The organism is Pseudomonas sp. SJZ074 (genome assembly GCF_007828215.1).
Taxonomy (GTDB): Bacteria; Pseudomonadota; Gammaproteobacteria; order Pseudomonadales; family Pseudomonadaceae; genus Aquipseudomonas.
Genome location: NZ_VIUE01000027.1, coordinates 1 through 19,318 on the forward strand (window position 1 = coordinate 1; position 19,318 = coordinate 19,318).

Below are 19,318 nucleotides of genomic sequence, written 5' to 3' on the forward strand. Positions count from 1 at the left end.
GAAGGCGTTGAAATGGTAATGCCAGGTGACAACATCCAGATGACTGTCACCCTGATCAAGCCGATCGCGATGGAAGATGGTCTGCGTTTCGCTATCCGTGAAGGCGGTCGTACCGTCGGCGCCGGCGTCGTAGCCAAAGTCATCGAGTAAGACTCTTTCAGAGTCAGCTCAATGAGTGAAAAAGCCTCCGCTTAGCGGGGGCTTTTTTATTGGGTTGACACCTATCAGGGGCGTCTATAGAATTGCGCCTCCTTTTAACGGGCGTATTGCGCCCGGTGGGAATAGCAGCCGGAGTCTGAAATCCAATGCAAAATCAGCAAATCCGTATCAGGTTGAAGGCTTTTGACCATCGCCTGATCGACCAATCCACCCAGGAAATCGTGGAAACCGCGAAACGTACTGGTGCTCAAGTGCGTGGTCCAATTCCACTGCCTACCCGTAAAGAGCGGTTCACTGTTCTGGTCTCCCCGCACGTCAACAAAGACGCGCGTGACCAGTACGAGATCCGTACTCATAAGCGCGTTCTGGACATCGTCCAGCCAACGGATAAAACCGTTGATGCACTTATGAAGCTCGATCTTGCGGCCGGTGTGGAAGTGCAGATCAGCCTCGGCTAAGACTCGGTCTTAGTCGTGTAACGCTCTGAAATGGGCGGCCATAGCGGGTGAAAGCCCCGTACACTCATGAGGTTTACAACATGACTATTGGTGTAGTCGGTCGTAAATGCGGTATGACCCGTATTTTCACCGAAGAAGGTGTCTCCATTCCGGTCACGGTCATTGAGATCGAGCCGAATCGCGTCACCCAGTTCAAAACTGAAGAGACCGATGGCTATCGTGCAGTGCAAGTCACTGTCGGCGAGCGTCGCGCTTCGCGTGTAACAGCTGCTCAGGCTGGCCACTTCGCCAAGGCGAACGTTGCCGCTGGTCGTACCGTACTGGAATTCCGCCTTGAAGAAGGCGAGTACCAGGCCGGCGATCTGATCAAAGCTGAAATCTTCGCTGCTGGTCAACTGGTTGATGTAACCGGTCAGTCCAAAGGTAAAGGCTTCCAGGGTACGATCAAGCGTTGGAACTTCCGCGGGCAAGATAACACCCACGGTAACTCCGTATCCCACCGCGTTCCAGGCTCTATCGGCCAGTGCCAGACTCCTGGTCGTGTATTCAAGGGCAAGAAAATGTCCGGTCATATGGGCGCCGAGCGCGTGACCGTGCAGTCCCTCGAAGTAGTGCGCGTGGACGCTGAACGCAATCTGTTGTTGGTCAAGGGCGCTGTTCCTGGCGCTACTGGCGGCAACGTGGTTGTACGTCCAGCAGCCAAGGCTCGCGGTTAAGGGGAAGCTGACATGCAATTAAATGTAAATGACGCTCAAGCGATCGAAGTTTCCGAACTGACATTTGGCGGCGAATTCAACGAGACGCTGGTTCACCAAGCAGTCGTGGCCTACATGGCTGGCGGCCGTCAAGGTAGCAAGCAGCAAAAGACCCGTTCCGACGTTTCTGGTGGCGGTAAGCGCCCATGGCGTCAGAAAGGTACTGGCCGTGCTCGTGCCGGTACTATCCGTAGCCCAATCTGGCGCGGCGGCGGTACCACTTTCGCAGCTCGTCCTCAGGATCACTCCCAGAAGCTGAACAAGAAGATGTATCGCGCAGCAATGCGTTCCATCCTTGCTGAGCTGGTGCGTACTGATCGTCTGGTCGTGGTTCAGGACTTCGCTGTTGAAGCACCGAAAACCAAAGATCTGCTGAACAAGCTGAACGGCATGGGCCTGACTGACGTCCTGATCGTGTCTGACGCTGTTGATCAGAACCTGTACCTGGCTGCTCGCAACCTGCCGCACGTCGATGTTCGTGACGTACAGGGTTCCGATCCGGTCAGTCTGATCGCATACGACAAGGTGTTGATCACCGTGTCGGCCGTGAAGAAATTCGAGGAGCTGCTGGGATGAACCAGGAACGCGTATTTAAAGTTCTGCTTGGCCCGCACGTTTCCGAGAAGGCTACGGTTCTGGCAGACAAGAAAGGCCAGTTCGTTTTCAAGGTTGCTACCGACGCAACCAAGCTGGAAATCAAGAAGGCCGTCGAAAGCCTGTTCAGCGTGAAAGTAGAGCGCGTGACTACCCTGACCGTTCTGGGTAAAAGCAAGCGCACTGCTCGCGGTCTGGGCAAGCGTAATGACTGGAAGAAGGCAGTTATCTCCCTTCAGCCAGGCCAAGATCTCGATTTCAGCAGCAGTGCTGAGTAAGGAAGGGGTGCATCATGGCAATCGTTAAATGCAAACCGACTTCCCCTGGCCGCCGTTTTGTGGTCAAGGTGGTCAACCAGGAGCTGCATAAAGGCGCTCCTCACGCACCGCTGCTCGAGAAAAAATCGAAGTCTGGTGGTCGTAACAACAATGGCCGTATCACTACACGTCACGTGGGTGGTGGTCATAAGCAGCATTATCGTCTGGTCGACTTCCGTCGCAACGACAAGGATGGCATCGCTGCCACCGTCGAGCGTATCGAATACGATCCAAACCGTACTGCTCACATCGCTCTGCTGCTGTACGCAGATGGCGAGCGTCGCTACATCATCGCCCCTAAAGGCGTGAGTGCTGGCGACCAGCTGATCGCAGGTGCCCTGGCACCGATCAAGCCGGGCAACGCTCTGCAACTGCGTAACATTCCAGTTGGTAGCACCGTACACGGCATCGAATTGAAGCCAGGTAAAGGCGCACAGATCGCTCGTTCCGCTGGTGCTTCGGCTCAGCTGATCGCTCGTGAAGGTGTCTACGTGACCCTGCGTCTGCGTTCTGGTGAGATGCGTAAAGTACTGGCTGAATGCCGTGCGACCCTGGGCGAGGTCTCGAACTCCGAGCACAGCCTGCGTTCGTTGGGTAAAGCTGGTGCCAAGCGCTGGCGTGGCGTTCGCCCAACCGTTCGTGGTGTTGCCATGAACCCGGTTGACCACCCACATGGTGGTGGTGAAGGTCGTACCTCTGGTGGTCGTCATCCGGTATCGCCATGGGGCTTCCCGACTAAGGGCGCGAAGACTCGTGGTAATAAGCGTACCGACAAAATGATCGTCCGTCGTCGCAAGTAAATAGAGGGATACGACAGTGCCACGTTCTCTGAAAAAAGGTCCTTTTATTGATCTTCACCTACTGAAGAAGATCGAAGTGGCGGCGGAAAAGAACGATCGCAAACCAGTTAAGACCTGGTCGCGTCGTTCGATGATCCTGCCACAAATGGTCGGTCTGACCATCGCAGTACACAACGGTCGCCAGCACGTCCCAGTTCTCGTGAACGAAGACATGGTCGGCCACAAACTGGGCGAGTTCGCCGGTACCCGCACATACCGTGGGCACGTGGCTGACAAGAAAGCCAAGCGTTAAGGGGTAAGGAAATGGAAGTAGCCGCTAAGTTGTCGGGCGCTCGAATCTCCGCCCAGAAAGCCCGCTTGGTCGCCGACCAGATCCGCGGGAAGAAGGTGGGCGAGGCGCTCAACCTGTTGGCTTTCAGCAGTAAGAAAGCCGCCGAGATCATGAAAAAAGTGCTGGAGTCGGCCGTAGCCAACGCCGAGCATAACGAAGGCGCAGACGTTGATGACCTGAAGGTCAGCACCGTTTTCGTCAACGAAGGGCGTTCGCTGAAGCGCATCATGCCACGTGCCAAAGGCCGTGCTGATCGCATCGTCAAGCGGTCTTGCCATATCACTGTCAAGGTTGCTGACAAGTAACGGAGTCGAAGAGATGGGTCAGAAAGTACATCCCATTGGCATTCGCCTGGGAATCGTCAAGGAGCACACCTCCGTCTGGTACGCAGACGGTCGGACTTATGCGGACTACTTGTTCGCTGATCTGAAGGTGCGTGAGTATCTCCAAGACAAACTAAAAAGCGCGTCCGTAAGCCGTATCGATATCCATCGTCCGGCTCAGACTGCACGTATCACCATCCACACCGCTCGTCCAGGTATCGTTATCGGGAAGAAAGGTGAAGATGTTGAGAAACTGCGTCAGGACCTGACCAAGCAAATGGGTGTGCCTGTGCACATCAATATCGAAGAGATCCGCAAGCCGGAGCTCGACGGTATGCTGGTTGCGCAGAGCGTAGCTCAGCAGCTGGAGCGTCGCGTAATGTTCCGTCGCGCTATGAAGCGTGCAGTACAGAACGCCATTCGCATTGGTGCCAAAGGCATCAAAATCCAAGTGAGCGGTCGTCTCGGCGGTGCTGAAATCGCACGTACTGAATGGTATCGCGAAGGTCGTGTGCCACTGCACACCCTGCGTGCCGACATCGACTATGCCAACTACGAAGCTCACACCACCTACGGTGTGATCGGTGTAAAGGTTTGGATCTTCAAAGGCGAAGTAATTGGTGGTCGCCAAGAAGAGCTGAAACCACAAGCACCAGCGCCTCGTAAAAAAGCTGCTAAGTAAGGGGTACGCCAAATGTTGCAACCAAAGCGTACGAAGTTCCGCAAGCAGATGACCGGTCACAACCGTGGCCTGGCATTGCGCGGTAGCAAAGTCAGCTTCGGCGAGTTCGCGCTGAAGTCTGTTGCTCGTGGTCGTCTCACCGCTCGTCAGATCGAGTCAGCGCGTCGTGCTCTGACCCGTCACGTAAAACGTGGCGGCAAGATCTGGATCCGTGTATTCCCGGACAAGCCTGTCACCAAGAAGCCACTCGAAGTTCGGATGGGTAAAGGTAAGGGCAACGTGGAGTACTGGGTTGCCCAGATTCAGCCAGGCAAAGTCCTGTATGAAATCGAGGGTGTTTCTGAAGAGCTGGCGCGTGAGGCTTTCGCCCTGGCTGCTGCAAAGCTGCCGCTCGCCACCTCCTTTGTTAAACGGACGGTGATGTGATGAAAGCGAATGAACTTCGTGAAAAATCAGCACAGCAGCTGAACGAGCAACTGCTCGGCCTGCTGCGCGACCAGTTCAATCTGCGTATGCAGAAAGCAACTGGCCAGTTGGGGCAGTCTCATCTGCTCTCGCAAGTTAAGCGTGACATCGCTCGCGTGAAAACTGTGCTCAACCAGCAGGCAGGTAAGTAATCATGGCTGAAGCCGAAAAAACTGTCCGTACGCTGACTGGCCGTGTTGTCAGCGACAAGATGGACAAAACCATCACCGTTCTGATCGAGCGTCGCGTCAAGCACCCGATCTACGGTAAATACGTTAAGCGTTCGACTAAGCTGCACGCGCACGACGAAACCAATCAATGCCACATCGGCGACAAGGTCACTATTCGTGAAACCCGTCCGATGGCCAAGACCAAATCTTGGGCGCTGGTTGATGTTCTCGAACGCGCTGTGGAAGTCTAAGGGCTAGGGGTCGGAGAAATTATATGATTCAGACTCAATCCATGCTTGATGTGGCCGATAACAGCGGCGCTCGCCGCGTTATGTGCATCAAGGTGCTGGGTGGCTCCCATCGTCGTTACGCTGCTATTGGCGACATCATCAAAGTTACCGTCAAGGAAGCAATTCCTCGCGGTAAGGTGAAGAAAGGTCAAGTGATGACTGCTGTTGTAGTCCGCACTCGCCATGGTGTTCGTCGCGCTGACGGCTCCATCATCCGCTTTGATGGCAACGCTGCTGTTCTGCTGAACAACAAGCAAGAGCCAATCGGCACCCGTATCTTTGGGCCAGTGACCCGTGAACTTCGTACTGAGAAGTTCATGAAGATCGTCTCGCTCGCCCCAGAAGTGCTGTAAGGAGATCCGACATGCAAAAGATTCGTCGTGACGACGAGATCATCGTGATCGCCGGCAAAGACAAGGGCAAGCGCGGTAAGGTGCTCAAGGTTCTCGCTGACAACCGTCTGGTTGTTGGTGGTCTGAACCTGGTCAAGCGCCATACCAAGCCTAACCCGATGTCGGGCGTACAGGGCGGTATCGTCGAGAAAGAAGCGCCACTGCACGCTTCCAACGTCGCCATTTTCAACGGCGAAACCAACAAGGCTGACCGCGTTGGTTTCAAAGTAGAAGACGGCAAAAAAATTCGTGTCTTCAAGTCGACCCAAAAAGCGGTTGATGCTTGAACACTGCTAGGTAGAAGACCATGGCACGACTGAAAGAGATTTACCGGAAGGAAATCGCACCGAAGCTTAAGGAAGAACTTAAGCTGGCGAACGTGATGGAAGTTCCGCGCATTACCAAGATCACCCTGAACATGGGTCTGGGCGAAGCGATCGGTGACAAGAAAGTCATCGAGCACGCGGTAGCTGACCTGGAGAAGATCACCGGCCAGAAAGTCGTTGTGACTCACGCTCGCAAATCCATCGCAGGCTTCAAAGTCCGCGAAGGTTGGCCGATCGGTGTCAAAGTGACCCTGCGTCGCGATCGTATGTACGAGTTCCTGGATCGTCTGCTGTCGATCTCCCTGCCTCGGGTTCGCGACTTCCGCGGCCTGAATGCCAAGTCCTTCGATGGTCGTGGCAACTACAGCATGGGCGTGAAAGAGCAGATCATTTTCCCGGAAATCGATTACGACAAGATCGATGCTCTGCGCGGTCTGGACATTACCCTGACCACCACTGCCAAATCGGATGACGAAGGTCGCGCTCTGCTGCGTGCTTTCAAATTCCCGTTCCGCAACTGATTGGAGTAGGAAAATGGCCAAGAAGAGCATGAAGAACCGTGAGCTGAAGCGTCAGCTCACCGTTGCCAAGTACGCCACCAAGCGTGCAGCGCTGAAAGCTATCATCGTCGATCTGAACGCAAGTCCAGAAGCGCGTTGGGAAGCGACCGTAGCCCTGCAGAAGCAGCCACGTGACGCAAGCGCCTCGCGCATGCGTAACCGCTGCCGCCTGACTGGTCGTCCGCACGGCGTATACCGCAAGTTCGGCCTCGGCCGTAACATGCTGCGCCAAGCTGCAATGCGTGGTGACGTTCCAGGTCTGGTTAAAGCCAGCTGGTAAGCACTGTCAACGTCTCGGTGTTCGGGATCCCAGGATCCTGACCGCCGGTGACCTTGAAGCAGAATCAAGCCCCTTTTGGGGCTTGATTCATTTCCGGGGTGTGTCTAGAATGACCGGCTCGCCTGAGCCCGTGTTTTTCTTGCCCGGAGTTTCTCGGTGACACGTAGTAGCCGCAAGGCTAATTTTTTTGCATTAGGAGCGTCTAGCCCATGAGTATGCAGGACCCGTTAGCGGACATGCTAACTCGAATCCGTAATGCCCAGATGGCTGAAAAGTCCGTCGTAAGCATGCCGTCTTCCACGTTGAAGGTGGCTGTAGCAAAAGTCCTGAAGGACGAAGGTTACATCGCGGGTTATCAGATCAGCAGCGAAATCAAGCCTCTGCTGTCCATCGAGCTGAAATACTTCGAAGGCCGTCCGGTCATCGAGGAAGTGAAGCGCGTTAGCCGTCCAGGCCTGCGTCAGTACAAGTCCGTCGAGGATCTGCCGAAAGTTCGCGGCGGTCTGGGCGTGTCTATCGTCTCCACCAACAAAGGTGTGATGACTGATCGTGCTGCGCGCGCTGCCGGTGTCGGCGGCGAAGTTCTTTGCACTGTGTTCTAAGGGGGGATAAGCATGTCTCGCGTCGCTAAGAACCCCGTTAAGCTGCCAGCCGGTGTCGAAGTCAAATTCGCAGGCCAACAGCTTTCGGTGAAGGGTGCCAAGGGCACTCTTGAACTGAACATCCATTCGTCCGTTGAGATCGTTGAAGAAGCCGGTGAGCTGCGTTTCGCTGCTCGCAATGGCGATCAACAGACTCGCGCAATGGCTGGTACCACTCGTGCGTTGGTAAACAACATGGTCCAAGGCGTAAGCCAAGGCTTCGAGCGCAAGCTCCAGCTGGTCGGTGTTGGTTACAAAGCGCAAGCAAAAGGCTCGGTTCTGAACCTGGCTCTTGGCTTCTCGCACCCAGTGGATTACGAACTGCCGGAAGGCATCACCGCTGAGACTCCTAGCCAGACCGATATCCTGATCAAGGGCATCGACAAGCAGCTGGTAGGTCAAGTGGCCGCCGAGATCCGCGACTTCCGTCCACCAGAGCCGTACAAAGGCAAGGGTGTGCGCTACGCGGACGAAGTCGTCCGTCGTAAAGAAGCCAAGAAGAAGTAGGGCATAGCAAATGACCGACAAAAAAGTTACTCGACTGCGTCGCGCTCGCAAAGCACGCCTGAAAATGCACGAACTCGAAGTCGTGCGTCTCTGCGTGTTCCGCTCTTCGCAGCACATCTACGCCCAGGTCATTTCGGCCGACGGCAACAAGGTCCTGGCAAGTGCCTCGACTTTGGATAAAGAACTGCGTGATGGTGCCACCGGCAACATCGACGCGGCCACTAAGGTTGGCCAGCTGGTCGCTACGCGTGCTAAAGCCGCTGGCGTCTCGCAGGTGGCTTTCGACCGCTCTGGCTTCAAGTACCACGGCCGCGTCAAGGCGCTGGCTGATGCTGCTCGTGAAGCTGGGCTGGAGTTCTAAGTTATGTCAAATAACGACCAAAAGCGCGACGAAGGCTACATCGAGAAGCTGGTTCAAGTTAACCGCGTAGCCAAAACCGTTAAAGGCGGCCGTATCTTCACTTTCACCGCGCTGACCGTGGTTGGTGATGGTAAGGGCCGTGTTGGCTTCGGCCGTGGCAAGTCGCGTGAAGTGCCTGCTGCGATCCAGAAGGCAATGGAAGCTGCTCGCCGCAACATGATCCAGGTTGATCTGAACGGCACCACCCTGCAGTACGCAATGAAGTCCGCCCATGGCGCTTCGAAGGTGTACATGCAGCCTGCTTCTGAAGGTACCGGTATCATCGCAGGCGGCGCTATGCGTGCTGTCCTCGAAGTTGCTGGCGTTCAGAACGTTCTGGCCAAGTGCTACGGCTCGACTAACCCTGTAAACGTGGTCCACGCCACTTTCAAGGGTTTGAAGGCGATGCAGTCTCCTGAATCCATTGCCGCCAAGCGTGGCAAAAGCGTCAAGGAGATCTTCTGATCATGGCTACCGTAAAAGTTACGCTGATCAAAAGCATGACCGGCCGCATCCCTAACCACAAACTGTGCGTTAAGGGTCTGGGTCTGCGTCGCATCGGTCACACTGTAGAAGTCCAGGATACTCCCGAGAATCGCGGGATGATCAACAAGGCTTACTACATGCTGCGTGTCGAGGGTTAATCGATGAAACTCAATGATCTGAGTCCAGCGCCGGGTTCCCGTCGCGAAAAGCATCGTCCGGGCCGTGGTATCGGTAGTGGTTTGGGCAAGACCGGTGGCCGTGGTCACAAAGGTCAGACCTCCCGCTCCGGTGGCACCATTGCTCCAGGCTTTGAAGGCGGTCAACAGCCGCTGCATCGTCGCCTGCCGAAGTTCGGTTTCGTTTCCCTGAAGGCCATGGACCGCGCAGAAGTGCGTCTGTCCGAGCTGGCTAAAGTGGACGGCGACATCGTCACCGTGCAGTCCCTGAAGGATGCCAACGTGATCAACCAGAACGTACAGCGTGTGAAAATCATGCTGTCGGGCGAAGTTGCTCGCGCTGTCACCATCGGAAAGGGAATCGGCGCCACCAAAGGTGCGCGTGCGGCTATCGAAGCAGCTGGCGGCAAGTTCGAGGAATAAATGGCTAAGCAAGGTGCTCTCTCTGCGCTCGGCAAAGGCGGTATGTCTGAACTCTGGGCTCGTCTGCGTTTTCTGTTCCTGGCGATTATCGTCTACCGAATAGGCGCACACATCCCGGTTCCAGGTATCAACCCGGACCGACTCGCAGACCTGTTTCGACAGAATGAGGGGACCATTCTTAGCTTGTTCAACATGTTTTCCGGCGGCGCGCTGGAGCGGATGAGCATCTTTGCATTGGGGATCATGCCGTACATCTCGGCATCGATCATCATGCAACTGATGACTGCCGTCAGCCCGCAGTTGGAGCAGTTGAAGAAGGAAGGTGAAGCTGGCCGTCGCAAGATCAGCCAGTACACCCGCTACGGCACTGTCGTACTCGCTCTCGTCCAGGCCATTGGCATGTCCATTGGCCTGGCAGGGCAGGGCGTTTCGTTCAATGCTGACCTCAGCTTCTATTTCGTCGCGGTTACCACGTTTGTGGCGGGTGCGATGTTCATGATGTGGTTGGGTGAGCAGATTACTGAGCGTGGTGTTGGCAACGGTATCTCGATGTTGATCTTCGCAGGTATCGTCGCCGGTCTTCCGAGAGCGATCGGGCAGTCTTTCGAGTCTGCGCGTCAGGGTGATATCAACATTTTCGCCCTGGTTGCCATCGGTTTGCTGGCAGTAGCGATTATCGGTTTCGTGGTGTTCATTGAGCGTGGTCAGCGTCGTATTGCTGTTCACTACGCCAAGCGTCAGCAAGGCCGCAAGGTATTTGCTGCGCAGACCAGCCACTTGCCGTTGAAGGTGAACATGGCCGGCGTTATCCCGGCTATTTTCGCGAGCAGCATCTTGCTGTTCCCGGCTTCGTTGGGTGCCTGGTTCGGCCAGTCTGAAGGTATGGGCTGGTTGCAGGACCTCTCGCAGTCGATCGCTCCTGGTCAGCCGTTGAATATTCTGCTGTTTAGTGCAGGGATTATTTTCTTCTGCTTCTTCTATACGGCGTTGATGTTCAATCCGAAAGACGTAGCGGAAAACCTGAAGAAGTCCGGTGCCTTTATTCCGGGCATCCGTCCAGGTGAGCAGTCTGCGCGCTACATTGATGGCGTTCTGACTCGCTTGACCATGTTCGGTGCTCTTTACATGACGGCCGTCTGCCTGTTGCCCCAGTTCCTGGTGGTTGCAGCAAACGTACCGTTCTACCTTGGCGGGACCTCGTTGCTGATCGTGGTCGTGGTTGTGATGGACTTCATGTCCCAAGTACAATCGCACCTCGTTTCGCACCAGTACGAATCCCTGATGAAGAAAGCCAACCTGAAGGGCTACGGCAGCGGCATGCTGCGCTGAGTAGCGTCCATAAGGTTCGAGGAGTTGGTGATGAAAGTTCGTGCATCGGTGAAAAAGCTGTGCCGTAACTGCAAGATTATTCGCCGCGAAGGTGTTGTTCGAGTAATTTGCAGCGCGGAACCGCGTCACAAACAGCGCCAAGGCTGAGTGTGATTGTGCTTTAAGCCCGGCAGCTAGTGCGCTGCCGGGTTGATTATTTGTTATTACAGCGATATTATCTCGCGCCCTATTTCTTGGCTTCCGGGGCGTAGGTAGCTGTCAATTGGAGTCCCACTGAATGGCCCGTATTGCAGGCGTCAACATTCCAGATAACAAGCATACTGTTATCTCGCTGACCTACATCTATGGTGTTGGTCGCACTACTGCACAGAAAATTTGTGCAGTGGCTGGGGTCAACCCAGCGGCAAAGATCAAAGATCTGAGCGACGAGCAGATTGAACAGCTGCGTGGCGAAGTGGCGAAGTTCACCACTGAAGGTGACCTGCGTCGCGAAGTCAACATGAAAATCAAGCGCTTGATGGACCTCGGTTGCTATCGCGGTCTGCGTCATCGTCGTGGTCTGCCAGTACGCGGTCAGCGTACCAAGACCAACGCGCGTACCCGTAAAGGTCCGCGTAAGCCGATCCGCAAGTAATCGCCCCAGCGAATCGACAGGAATTTAATCATGGCAAAACCTGCTGCTCGTCCTCGTAAAAAAGTTAAAAAGACAGTGGTTGATGGCATCGCCCACATCCATGCTTCTTTTAACAATACCATCGTGACCATTACCGACCGTCAAGGTAACGCTCTTTCCTGGGCTACCTCCGGTGGTTCGGGTTTCCGCGGTTCCCGCAAGTCCACCCCGTTCGCTGCTCAAGTAGCTGCTGAGCGTGCTGGTCAAGCTGCGCTGGAATACGGCCTGAAAAACCTCGACGTCAACGTCAAGGGTCCAGGTCCAGGTCGTGAATCCGCAGTTCGTGCTTTGAACGGCTGTGGCTACAAGATCGCCAGCATCACCGACGTGACGCCAATCCCGCACAACGGGTGCCGTCCGCCGAAGAAGCGCCGCGTGTAATCCAGGAGATTGTAAAGAATGGCTCGTTACATTGGTCCAAAATGCAAACTCGCTCGTCGCGAAGGCACCGATCTCTTCCTGAAGAGCGGCGTGCGCGCGATCGAATCGAAGTGCAACATCGAAGCAGCACCTGGTATCCACGGCCAGCGCCGCGGTCGCCAGTCCGACTACGGCACCCAACTGCGTGAAAAGCAGAAGGTCCGTCGTATCTACGGCGTTCTCGAGCGTCAATTCAGCGGCTACTACAAAGAAGCTGCTGGCAAGAAAGGCGCAACCGGCGAAAACCTGTTGCAGCTGCTCGAATGCCGTCTGGACAACGTTGTATACCGTATGGGTTTCGGTTCTACTCGTGCCGAATCCCGTCAGCTGGTATCGCACAAGTCGATCAGCGTTAACGGTCAGACCGTAAACGTTCCGTCCTACCAGGTTCGTGCTGGTGACGTGGTTGCTGTTCGCGAGAAAGCAAAGAACCAACTTCGCATTGTCCAAGCTCTCGATCTGTGTGCCCAACGTGGCCGCGTAGAATGGGTAGAAGTAGACACTGAGAAGAAGTCGGGCGTTTTCAAGAACGTTCCAGCTCGCAGTGATCTGTCCGCCGACATCAACGAAAGCCTGATTGTCGAGCTCTACTCCAAGTAAGGGCTAGAAAATAGGTGCATCCATGCAGATTTCGGTAAATGAGTTCCTGACACCCCGCCATATTGATGTGCAGGTTGTCAGTCCAACCCGCGCCAAGATCACTCTCGAGCCTCTCGAGCGTGGTTTCGGCCACACCCTGGGCAACGCGCTGCGCCGCATCCTGTTGTCCTCAATGCCCGGCTGTGCAGTAGTCGAGGCCGAGATTGACGGTGTACTCCACGAGTACAGCGCCATCGAAGGCGTACAGGAAGATGTCATTGAAATCCTGTTGAACCTTAAAGGTCTGGCTATCAAGCTGCACGGTCGTGACGAAGTTACGCTGACCTTGTCGAAGAAGGGTTCGGGGGTGGTTACCGCTGCCGATATTCAGCTGGATCATGATGTCGAGATCGTTAACCCCGATCACGTAATCGCTAACCTGGCGTCTAACGGCGCCCTGAACATGAAGCTCACCGTAGCTCGTGGTCGTGGTTATGAACCGGCAGACTCGCGTCAGAGCGATGAAGACGAAAGCCGCAGCATCGGTCGCTTGCAGCTCGACTCTTCGTTCAGCCCGGTTCGCCGCATCGCATACGTGGTGGAAAACGCCCGTGTCGAGCAGCGTACCAACCTGGACAAGCTGGTTATTGATCTGGAAACCAACGGTACCCTGGATCCTGAAGAGGCTATCCGCCGCGCTGCAACCATCCTGCAACAGCAGTTGGCTGCGTTCGTCGACCTCAAGGGTGACAGTGAGCCAGTGGTTGTCGAGCAGGAAGACGAGATCGATCCGATCCTGCTTCGCCCGGTTGACGATCTGGAACTGACTGTACGTTCGGCTAACTGCCTTAAGGCGGAAAACATCTACTACATCGGCGACCTGATTCAGCGTACCGAAGTAGAGCTGTTGAAGACTCCGAACCTTGGCAAGAAATCCTTGACTGAAATCAAGGACGTTCTGGCCTCCCGCGGTCTGTCCCTCGGCATGCGCCTCGACAACTGGCCGCCTGCAAGTCTTAAGAAGGACGACAAGGCGACTGCCTGATCGTCGTAATCACCGAACGTTGTGTTTGGTAAGGAATGAACCATGCGTCATCGTAAAAGTGGTCGTCACCTGAGCCGCACCAGCTCGCACCGCAAGGCCATGTTCCAAAACATGGCGGTGTCGCTGTTCGAGCACGAGCTGATCAAAACTACACTGCCGAAAGCCAAAGAACTGCGTCGCGTTGCTGAGCCGCTGATCACTCTGGCCAAGACAGATAGCCTGGCTAACCGCCGCCTGGCTTTCGACCGTACTCGTTCGAAAGCTATCGTTGGTAAGCTCTTCAACGACCTGGGCAAGCGTTACGCTACCCGTGAGGGTGGCTACCTGCGCATCCTCAAGTGCGGTTTCCGCGCTGGCGACAACGCGCCTATGGCGTACGTCGAGTTGGTTGATCGTGCTACCGGCGGTGAAGCTGTATCCGCTGAGTAAGACGGCAATATACAAAGAACCGGGCCTAGTGCCCGGTTTTTTGTGCCTGATGAAAATGAAAGAGCCGTTGTGGTCGGCTTCGCTATTGGCAATAGGGTCGCGTTAGATAATGACTATCGATGCCCATGATTTAATAAATTTGGATACTGTCACTAACATGTTCAATACTCCTTTCCAGCCGATTAGCCGGCAGTTCGAAGACCGACCGAGGAAGATTGAGCATGAGCCAGATCAAAACGCTTACGACCGCAAGCGGCGCTCCTGTCGCCGATAACCAGAATTCTCGCTCCGCTGGCCCACGGGGCCCGCTGTTACTCGACGATTTCCATCTCATCGAAAAACTTGCTCACTTCAACCGCGAGAACATCCCTGAGCGCCGTGTACACGCCAAGGGTTCAGGCGCCTACGGTACGTTCACGGTCACCCGTGACATCACCCAGTACACCAGCGCCAAGTTGTTCGATTCGGTCGGCAAGCAGACGCCAACGTTCCTGCGCTTTTCCACCGTGGGTGGCGAGCGTGGATCTGCCGACACCGAACGCGATCCCCGTGGTTTCGCCCTGAAGTTCTATACCGAAGAAGGCAACTGGGACATTGTCGGCAATAACACACCAGTCTTCTTCATTCGTGATCCGCTGAAATTTCCGGACTTTATCCATACCCAGAAGCGTCTGCCCCAAAGCAATCTGAAAAGCGCCCAAGCGATGTGGGATTTCTGGTCTCATTCCCCAGAAGCCTTGCACCAGATCACCATCCTGTTTTCCGACCGCGGCATTCCTGACGGCTACCGTCACATGCACGGCTTCGGCAGTCACACCTATAGTCTGATCAACGCCCAAGGCGAGCGGCACTGGGTAAAGTGGCACTACAAGACCAAGCAAGGCATCAAGAACCTGGCGCCGGCTGAAGCCGCGCGCTTGGCGGGCACCGACCCGGACTATGCCCAGCGTGACTTGTTCAATGCCATTGAGCGAGGTGATTTCCCGAAATGGAGCGTTTGCATCCAGATCATGACTGAAGCCCAGGCTGCTGCTCATTACGAGAATCCGTTCGACGTGACCAAGACCTGGTCGCAGAAAGAATTTCCGTTGATTGAAGTCGGGGAGCTCGAACTCAACCGCAACCCGCTGAACTACTTTGCCGAAGTGGAACAGGCGGCGTTCGGGCCGAGCAACATGGTGCCAGGCGTAGGCCTGTCGCCGGACCGCATGCTGCAAGGTCGTGTGTTCGCCTACGCCGATGCGCACCGCTACCGTATCGGCACCAATCACCAGCAATTGCCGGTGAATGCACCGCGCAGTCCGGTCAATACCTACCAGCGCGACGGAGCCATGGCGTTTGGCAGCAATGGCGGGGCAGCACCGAACTACGAGCCCAATAGCTACGTCGAGTCGCCGAAGCAAGCCCCGCATTACGCGGAACCTGCCCTGGCCCTCACTGGGGCGGCGGATCGTTACGATCATCGGGAAGACACTGACTACTACAGCCATGCCGGTGCGCTGTTCCGCCTGATGAACAGCGAGCAGCAGGCCCTGCTGATCAGCAACATAGCTGGTGCGATGGGTGGGGTATCGGCGGATGTCGTCGACCGTCAATTGCAGCATTTCTTCAAGGCGGACGCCGCTTATGGAGAAGGTATCGCAAAAGCGTTGGGCGTACAGCTTAACTAAGTCTAAACGAGAAGCAGAACCGCCCTCATTTGGGCGGTTTTTGCGTTATTTAACCTGGTTTTCTCGGATTTTCTTCGCATTTATTGCGATAGTGCCGTGACCTGGCGGCCGGCTTGGTTCAAACTAGAGTCTTTCAAGGCTTGTGGAGATGTAGGGCGATGCAAGGTCACCCGGACGTAATCGATTACCTCAACACGCTGCTGACAGGCGAACTGGCAGCCCGTGATCAATATTTCATCCATTCGCGGATGTATGAGGATTGGGGGTTTACCGAGCTCTACGAACGTATCAACCATGAAATGGAAGAAGAAGCACAGCATGCCGATGCGTTGATGCGTCGCATCCTGATGCTCGAAGGTACGCCGCGCATGCGCCCGGACGACCTGGACATCGGCACCACCGTACCCGACATGCTTGCTGCCGACCTGCGCCTGGAATACAAGGTCCGGGCCGCGCTGTGCAAGGGGATCGAGCTGTGCGAACAGCACAACGACTATGTCACCCGCGAAATCCTGCGTGTTCAGCTCAATGACACTGAGGAAGACCATACCTACTGGCTTGAGAAGCAGTTGGGGTTGATCAAGTTGATCGGGTTGGAGAATTACCTGCAATCGCAGTTCTGATCGCGAGAGCGATTAACCGTTACATAAACGCAACCTGACCCACCGCTATCGCGAGCAGGCTCGCTCCCACAGAAAAGCAAAAGCCCCTGCCATCGATGAGATGACAGGGGCTTTTTCATGCCTTGGGATTGATCAGTCCCGATCGCGCTCCAGCAACGGTTTCAGGTAGTGCCCTGTGTGGGACTGCTTCATCCCGGCGACTTGCTCAGGCGTACCCACCGCGATGATCTGGCCGCCCTTGGAGCCGCCTTCCGGTCCCAGGTCTACCAGCCAGTCGGCGGTCTTGATCACGTCCAGGTTGTGTTCGATCACCACCACGGTGTTGCCGTGGTCGCGGAGACGATGCAGCACGTCGAGCAATTGCTGGATATCGGCAAAGTGCAGGCCGGTGGTCGGCTCGTCGAGGATGTACAGCGTCTTGCCGGTGTCGCGCTTGGATAGCTCGCGGGACAGCTTGACCCGCTGGGCTTCGCCGCCGGACAGCGTCGTCGCCGATTGGCCAAGCTTGATGTACGACAGGCCGACATCCATCAACGTCTGCAGCTTGCGCGCCAGGGCCGGCACCGCGTCGAAGAACTCCCGGGCCTCCTCGATGGTCATCTCGAGGGTTTCATGGATGTTCTTGCCCTTGTATTTGATCTCAAGGGTCTCGCGGTTGTAGCGCTTGCTCTTGCACACATCGCAAGGCACGTAGATGTCCGGCAGGAAGTGCATTTCCACCTTGATCAGGCCGTCGCCCTGGCAGGCTTCGCAGCGCCCACCCTTGACGTTGAACGAGAACCGTCCCGGACCGTAGCCCCGGGAGCGGGATTCCGGCACGCCGGCGAACAACTCGCGGATCGGCGTGAACAACCCGGTGTAGGTCGCCGGGTTGGAGCGCGGTGTACGGCCGATCGGGCTCTGGTCGATGTCGACGACCTTGTCCAGATGTTCCAGGCCCTTGATGCTGTCGTGAGCGGCGGCTTCCAGGGTCGTCGCGCCGTTCAGGGCCGTGGCACTGAGGGGGAACAGAGTATTGTTGATCAGAGTCGATTTGCCCGAGCCGGACACGCCGGTGACGCAGGTCAGCAAACCAATCGGGATTTCCAGATCGACGTTGCGCAAGTTGTTGCCGCGGGCGCCCTTGAGGGTCAGCGACAGCTTCTTGTTGCGCGGCGTTCGTTTGGCCGGGACCTTGATCTTCACCCGCCCCGACAGATATTTGCCGGTCAGGGAGTCGGGGTGCGCCATGACTTCGGCGGCGGTGCCCTGGGCGACGATATGCCCGCCATGCACGCCGGCACCCGGGCCGATGTCCACGACGTAATCAGCCAGGCGGATCGCGTCTTCGTCATGCTCGACCACGATCACCGTGTTGCCGATGTCCCGCAGGTGCTTGAGGGTGCCGAGCAGCCGGTCGTTGTCCCGCTGGTGCAGGCCAATGGACGGTTCGTCGAGGATGTACATCACTCCCACCAGGCCGGCGCCGATCTGGCTCGCCAGGCGGATACGCTGGGCTTCGCCGCCGGACAACGTGTCTGCGCTGCGGTCGAGGGTGAGGTAATCCAGGCCGACGTTCACCAGGAATTGCAGACGCTCGCTGATTTCCTTGAGGATCTTGTCGGCGATTTCGCCCCGGCGGCCGGTGAGCTTCAAGCCGGCGAAGTAATCGGTGGCATCGCCGATCGGCAGGTTGGTCACTGCCGGCAATGTCTTCTCGCCGACCCATACATGCCGTGCTTCGCGACGCAGGCGGGTACCGCGGCAATCAGGGCAGGGCTGGGTGCTGAGGAACTTGGCCAGTTCTTCGCGCACGCTGGCCGATTCAGTCTCGCGGTAGCGCCGCTCGAGGTTTGGCACGATGCCTTCGAACGGGTGGGAGCGCTTGACGATATCGCCTCGGTCGTTCAGGTATTTGAAGTCGACGTTCTGCGAACCGCTGCCATGCAGGATGTATTTCTGCTGGTCGGCGGGCAGTTCGTTGAAGGGCTTGTCCAGACTAAACTTGTAATGGGCCGCCAACGATCCGAGCATCTGGAAGTAATAGACATTGCGCCTGTCCCAGCCGCGAATCGCGCCTTCGGCCAGGGTCAGTTCGCCGTTGACCAGGCGCTTGGTGTCGAAGAACTGCTTGACCCCCAGGCCATCGCAGGTCGGGCAGGCACCGGCCGGGTTGTTGAAGGAAAACAGCTTGGGTTCCAGCTCGCTGATGGCGTGGCCGCAGACCGGGCAGGCGAAACGTGCCGAGAAAATGATTTCCTCGCCGGGCTCGTCGTCCATCGGCGCCACCAGAGCGATGCCGTCAGCCAGTTTCAGCGCGGTCTCGAAGGATTCGGCCAGCCGCTGCTGCAGATCGGCCCGGACCTTGAAGCGGTCGACCACCACATCGATCGAATGCTTCTTCTGTTTGTCCAGCTTCGGCAGTTCGTCGAGTTCGCAGAGCTTGCCATTGACCCGGGCCCGCACGAAGCCCTGGGCCCGCAATTCTTCGAACACCAGCAGGTGCTCGCCCTTGCGCTCGCGAATGACCGGCGCGAGCAGCATTAACTTGCTGCCTTCCGGCTGGGCCAGCACCAGGTCGACCATCTGGCTGACGGTCTGGGCTTCCAGGGGAATGTCGTGGTCGGGGCAGCGGGGAATGCCGACCCGCGCATACAGCAGGCGCAGGTAGTCGTAGATCTCGGTGATGGTGCCGACCGTCGATCGGGGGTTATGGGAGGTGGACTTCTGTTCGATGGAGATCGCCGGCGACAGGCCTTCGATGGTGTCGACGTCCGGTTTTTCCATCATTGACAGGAACTGCCGGGCGTAGGCCGACAACGATTCGACATAGCGTCGCTGGCCTTCGGCGTACAGGGTATCGAAGGCCAGCGATGATTTGCCGGATCCGGACAGGCCGGTGATGACGATCAGCTTGTCCCGGGGCAGGGTCAGGTCGATGTTCTTCAGGTTGTGGGTGCGGGCCCCACGAATCAGGATCTTGTCCAAAATGGCCTCGCTCGGCGGGCGTCGAAAACGTAGGAGTATACGGGCAAA

The 19,318-nt window shown here is 56.5% G+C and carries 31 protein-coding genes and 1 pseudogene; 31 read left to right on the top strand and 1 reads right to left on the bottom strand.

Going from position 1 to position 19,318, the window contains the following annotated elements:
- The 31 genes and pseudogenes from FBX99_RS22880 to bfr all read left to right on the top strand — a co-directional run.
- Positions 1 to 150: pseudogene (locus FBX99_RS22880) on the top strand (elongation factor Tu); the annotation flags it as partial.
- Between the two features lie 155 nt (positions 151 to 305).
- Positions 306 to 617 carry a 30S ribosomal protein S10 gene (gene rpsJ, locus FBX99_RS22885; protein ID WP_003186070.1) on the top strand — a complete coding sequence of 104 codons (312 nt, stop codon included), beginning with the start codon at positions 306 to 308 and terminating at the stop codon, positions 615 to 617.
- Positions 618 to 697: 80 nt separating this feature from the next.
- Entirely contained in the window at positions 698 to 1,333 is a 636-nt protein-coding gene (rplC, locus tag FBX99_RS22890) for a 50S ribosomal protein L3 (protein ID WP_024778327.1), read from the top strand.
- 12 nt (positions 1,334 to 1,345) lie between these two features.
- A complete protein-coding gene (rplD, locus tag FBX99_RS22895; protein WP_003186057.1) occupies positions 1,346 to 1,948 on the top strand; it encodes a 50S ribosomal protein L4 in 603 nt (200 codons plus the stop codon).
- Positions 1,945 to 2,244 carry a 50S ribosomal protein L23 gene (rplW, locus tag FBX99_RS22900; RefSeq protein ID WP_145133034.1) on the top strand — a complete coding sequence of 100 codons (300 nt, stop codon included), beginning with the start codon at positions 1,945 to 1,947 and terminating at the stop codon, positions 2,242 to 2,244. The genes rplD and rplW overlap by 4 nt, the downstream gene beginning before the upstream one ends.
- A 14-nt stretch (positions 2,245 to 2,258) precedes the next feature.
- Positions 2,259 to 3,083: a 50S ribosomal protein L2 gene (gene rplB, locus FBX99_RS22905; RefSeq protein WP_007924198.1), complete on the top strand. Its 825-nt coding sequence runs from the start codon at positions 2,259 to 2,261 to the stop codon at positions 3,081 to 3,083.
- Positions 3,084 to 3,099: 16 nt separating this feature from the next.
- A complete protein-coding gene (gene rpsS, locus FBX99_RS22910) occupies positions 3,100 to 3,375 on the top strand; it encodes a 30S ribosomal protein S19 (protein WP_002555486.1) in 276 nt (91 codons plus the stop codon).
- A gap of 11 nt (positions 3,376 to 3,386) precedes the next feature.
- Positions 3,387 to 3,719, top strand: a complete 333-nt coding sequence (rplV, locus tag FBX99_RS22915) for a 50S ribosomal protein L22 (protein ID WP_003103908.1) — start codon at positions 3,387 to 3,389, stop codon at positions 3,717 to 3,719.
- Positions 3,720 to 3,732: 13 nt separating this feature from the next.
- Positions 3,733 to 4,419, top strand: a complete 687-nt coding sequence (gene rpsC / locus FBX99_RS22920) for a 30S ribosomal protein S3 (RefSeq protein ID WP_024778328.1) — start codon at positions 3,733 to 3,735, stop codon at positions 4,417 to 4,419.
- Positions 4,420 to 4,431: 12 nt separating this feature from the next.
- A complete protein-coding gene (rplP, locus tag FBX99_RS22925) occupies positions 4,432 to 4,845 on the top strand; it encodes a 50S ribosomal protein L16 (protein ID WP_003186052.1) in 414 nt (137 codons plus the stop codon).
- Entirely contained in the window at positions 4,845 to 5,036 is a 192-nt protein-coding gene (rpmC, locus tag FBX99_RS22930; RefSeq protein ID WP_002555481.1) for a 50S ribosomal protein L29, read from the top strand. Before rplP ends, rpmC begins: the two co-directional genes overlap by 1 nt.
- A 2-nt stretch (positions 5,037 to 5,038) precedes the next feature.
- Positions 5,039 to 5,305, top strand: a complete 267-nt coding sequence (rpsQ, locus tag FBX99_RS22935; protein ID WP_003194644.1) for a 30S ribosomal protein S17 — start codon at positions 5,039 to 5,041, stop codon at positions 5,303 to 5,305.
- A 23-nt stretch (positions 5,306 to 5,328) separates the two neighbouring features.
- Complete coding sequence (gene rplN, locus FBX99_RS22940; protein ID WP_024778329.1) at positions 5,329 to 5,697, top strand: 50S ribosomal protein L14; 369 nt, start codon at positions 5,329 to 5,331, stop codon at positions 5,695 to 5,697.
- Between the two features lie 11 nt (positions 5,698 to 5,708).
- Complete coding sequence (gene rplX, locus FBX99_RS22945; RefSeq protein ID WP_003186046.1) at positions 5,709 to 6,023, top strand: 50S ribosomal protein L24; 315 nt, start codon at positions 5,709 to 5,711, stop codon at positions 6,021 to 6,023.
- Between the two features lie 20 nt (positions 6,024 to 6,043).
- Positions 6,044 to 6,583, top strand: coding sequence for a 50S ribosomal protein L5 (gene rplE / locus FBX99_RS22950; RefSeq protein ID WP_024778330.1), 540 nt, complete (start codon positions 6,044 to 6,046; stop codon positions 6,581 to 6,583).
- A 13-nt stretch (positions 6,584 to 6,596) separates the two neighbouring features.
- A complete protein-coding gene (gene rpsN / locus FBX99_RS22955; RefSeq protein ID WP_003186042.1) occupies positions 6,597 to 6,902 on the top strand; it encodes a 30S ribosomal protein S14 in 306 nt (101 codons plus the stop codon).
- 209 nt (positions 6,903 to 7,111) lie between these two features.
- Positions 7,112 to 7,504 carry a 30S ribosomal protein S8 gene (rpsH, locus tag FBX99_RS22960; RefSeq protein ID WP_017848802.1) on the top strand — a complete coding sequence of 131 codons (393 nt, stop codon included), beginning with the start codon at positions 7,112 to 7,114 and terminating at the stop codon, positions 7,502 to 7,504.
- Between the two features lie 12 nt (positions 7,505 to 7,516).
- Positions 7,517 to 8,050 carry a 50S ribosomal protein L6 gene (rplF, locus tag FBX99_RS22965; RefSeq protein WP_024077677.1) on the top strand — a complete coding sequence of 178 codons (534 nt, stop codon included), beginning with the start codon at positions 7,517 to 7,519 and terminating at the stop codon, positions 8,048 to 8,050.
- 10 nt (positions 8,051 to 8,060) lie between these two features.
- Entirely contained in the window at positions 8,061 to 8,411 is a 351-nt protein-coding gene (gene rplR / locus FBX99_RS22970) for a 50S ribosomal protein L18 (RefSeq protein WP_003186037.1), read from the top strand.
- A gap of 3 nt (positions 8,412 to 8,414) precedes the next feature.
- A complete protein-coding gene (gene rpsE, locus FBX99_RS22975) occupies positions 8,415 to 8,915 on the top strand; it encodes a 30S ribosomal protein S5 (RefSeq protein WP_003186035.1) in 501 nt (166 codons plus the stop codon).
- Positions 8,916 to 8,917: 2 nt separating this feature from the next.
- Positions 8,918 to 9,094: a 50S ribosomal protein L30 gene (gene rpmD, locus FBX99_RS22980; RefSeq protein WP_003176408.1), complete on the top strand. Its 177-nt coding sequence runs from the start codon at positions 8,918 to 8,920 to the stop codon at positions 9,092 to 9,094.
- Between the two features lie 3 nt (positions 9,095 to 9,097).
- Complete coding sequence (gene rplO, locus FBX99_RS22985; RefSeq protein ID WP_003186032.1) at positions 9,098 to 9,535, top strand: 50S ribosomal protein L15; 438 nt, start codon at positions 9,098 to 9,100, stop codon at positions 9,533 to 9,535.
- Complete coding sequence (gene secY, locus FBX99_RS22990; RefSeq protein ID WP_047702779.1) at positions 9,536 to 10,864, top strand: preprotein translocase subunit SecY; 1,329 nt, start codon at positions 9,536 to 9,538, stop codon at positions 10,862 to 10,864.
- A gap of 30 nt (positions 10,865 to 10,894) precedes the next feature.
- Positions 10,895 to 11,011 (top strand): 50S ribosomal protein L36, encoded by a 117-nt coding sequence (gene rpmJ, locus FBX99_RS22995; protein ID WP_002555468.1) that lies wholly within the window; start codon positions 10,895 to 10,897, stop codon positions 11,009 to 11,011.
- A 130-nt stretch (positions 11,012 to 11,141) separates the two neighbouring features.
- Positions 11,142 to 11,498, top strand: a complete 357-nt coding sequence (rpsM, locus tag FBX99_RS23000) for a 30S ribosomal protein S13 (protein WP_024778332.1) — start codon at positions 11,142 to 11,144, stop codon at positions 11,496 to 11,498.
- 30 nt (positions 11,499 to 11,528) lie between these two features.
- The gene (rpsK, locus tag FBX99_RS23005) at positions 11,529 to 11,918 is read left to right on the top strand and encodes a 30S ribosomal protein S11 (RefSeq protein WP_002555466.1); all 390 of its coding nucleotides are present in this window, start codon (positions 11,529 to 11,531) and stop codon (positions 11,916 to 11,918) included.
- An 18-nt stretch (positions 11,919 to 11,936) separates the two neighbouring features.
- On the top strand, positions 11,937 to 12,557 hold the full coding sequence (gene rpsD / locus FBX99_RS23010; RefSeq protein WP_003176404.1) for a 30S ribosomal protein S4: 621 nt from the start codon (positions 11,937 to 11,939) through the stop codon (positions 12,555 to 12,557).
- Positions 12,558 to 12,579: 22 nt separating this feature from the next.
- Positions 12,580 to 13,581, top strand: a complete 1,002-nt coding sequence (rpoA, locus tag FBX99_RS23015; protein WP_003186012.1) for a DNA-directed RNA polymerase subunit alpha — start codon at positions 12,580 to 12,582, stop codon at positions 13,579 to 13,581.
- Between the two features lie 42 nt (positions 13,582 to 13,623).
- Complete coding sequence (gene rplQ, locus FBX99_RS23020) at positions 13,624 to 14,010, top strand: 50S ribosomal protein L17 (RefSeq protein WP_024778333.1); 387 nt, start codon at positions 13,624 to 13,626, stop codon at positions 14,008 to 14,010.
- A gap of 221 nt (positions 14,011 to 14,231) precedes the next feature.
- On the top strand, positions 14,232 to 15,680 hold the full coding sequence (locus tag FBX99_RS23025) for a catalase (RefSeq protein WP_145133036.1): 1,449 nt from the start codon (positions 14,232 to 14,234) through the stop codon (positions 15,678 to 15,680).
- A gap of 158 nt (positions 15,681 to 15,838) precedes the next feature.
- Entirely contained in the window at positions 15,839 to 16,303 is a 465-nt protein-coding gene (gene bfr, locus FBX99_RS23030; protein WP_024778335.1) for a bacterioferritin, read from the top strand.
- A 132-nt stretch (positions 16,304 to 16,435) separates the two neighbouring features.
- Here bfr and uvrA read toward each other — a convergent pair whose 3' ends face one another.
- Positions 16,436 to 19,270 (bottom strand): excinuclease ABC subunit UvrA, encoded by a 2,835-nt coding sequence (gene uvrA, locus FBX99_RS23035; RefSeq protein ID WP_144930522.1) that lies wholly within the window; start codon positions 19,268 to 19,270, stop codon positions 16,436 to 16,438.
- Positions 19,271 to 19,318: the final 48 nt, after the last annotated feature.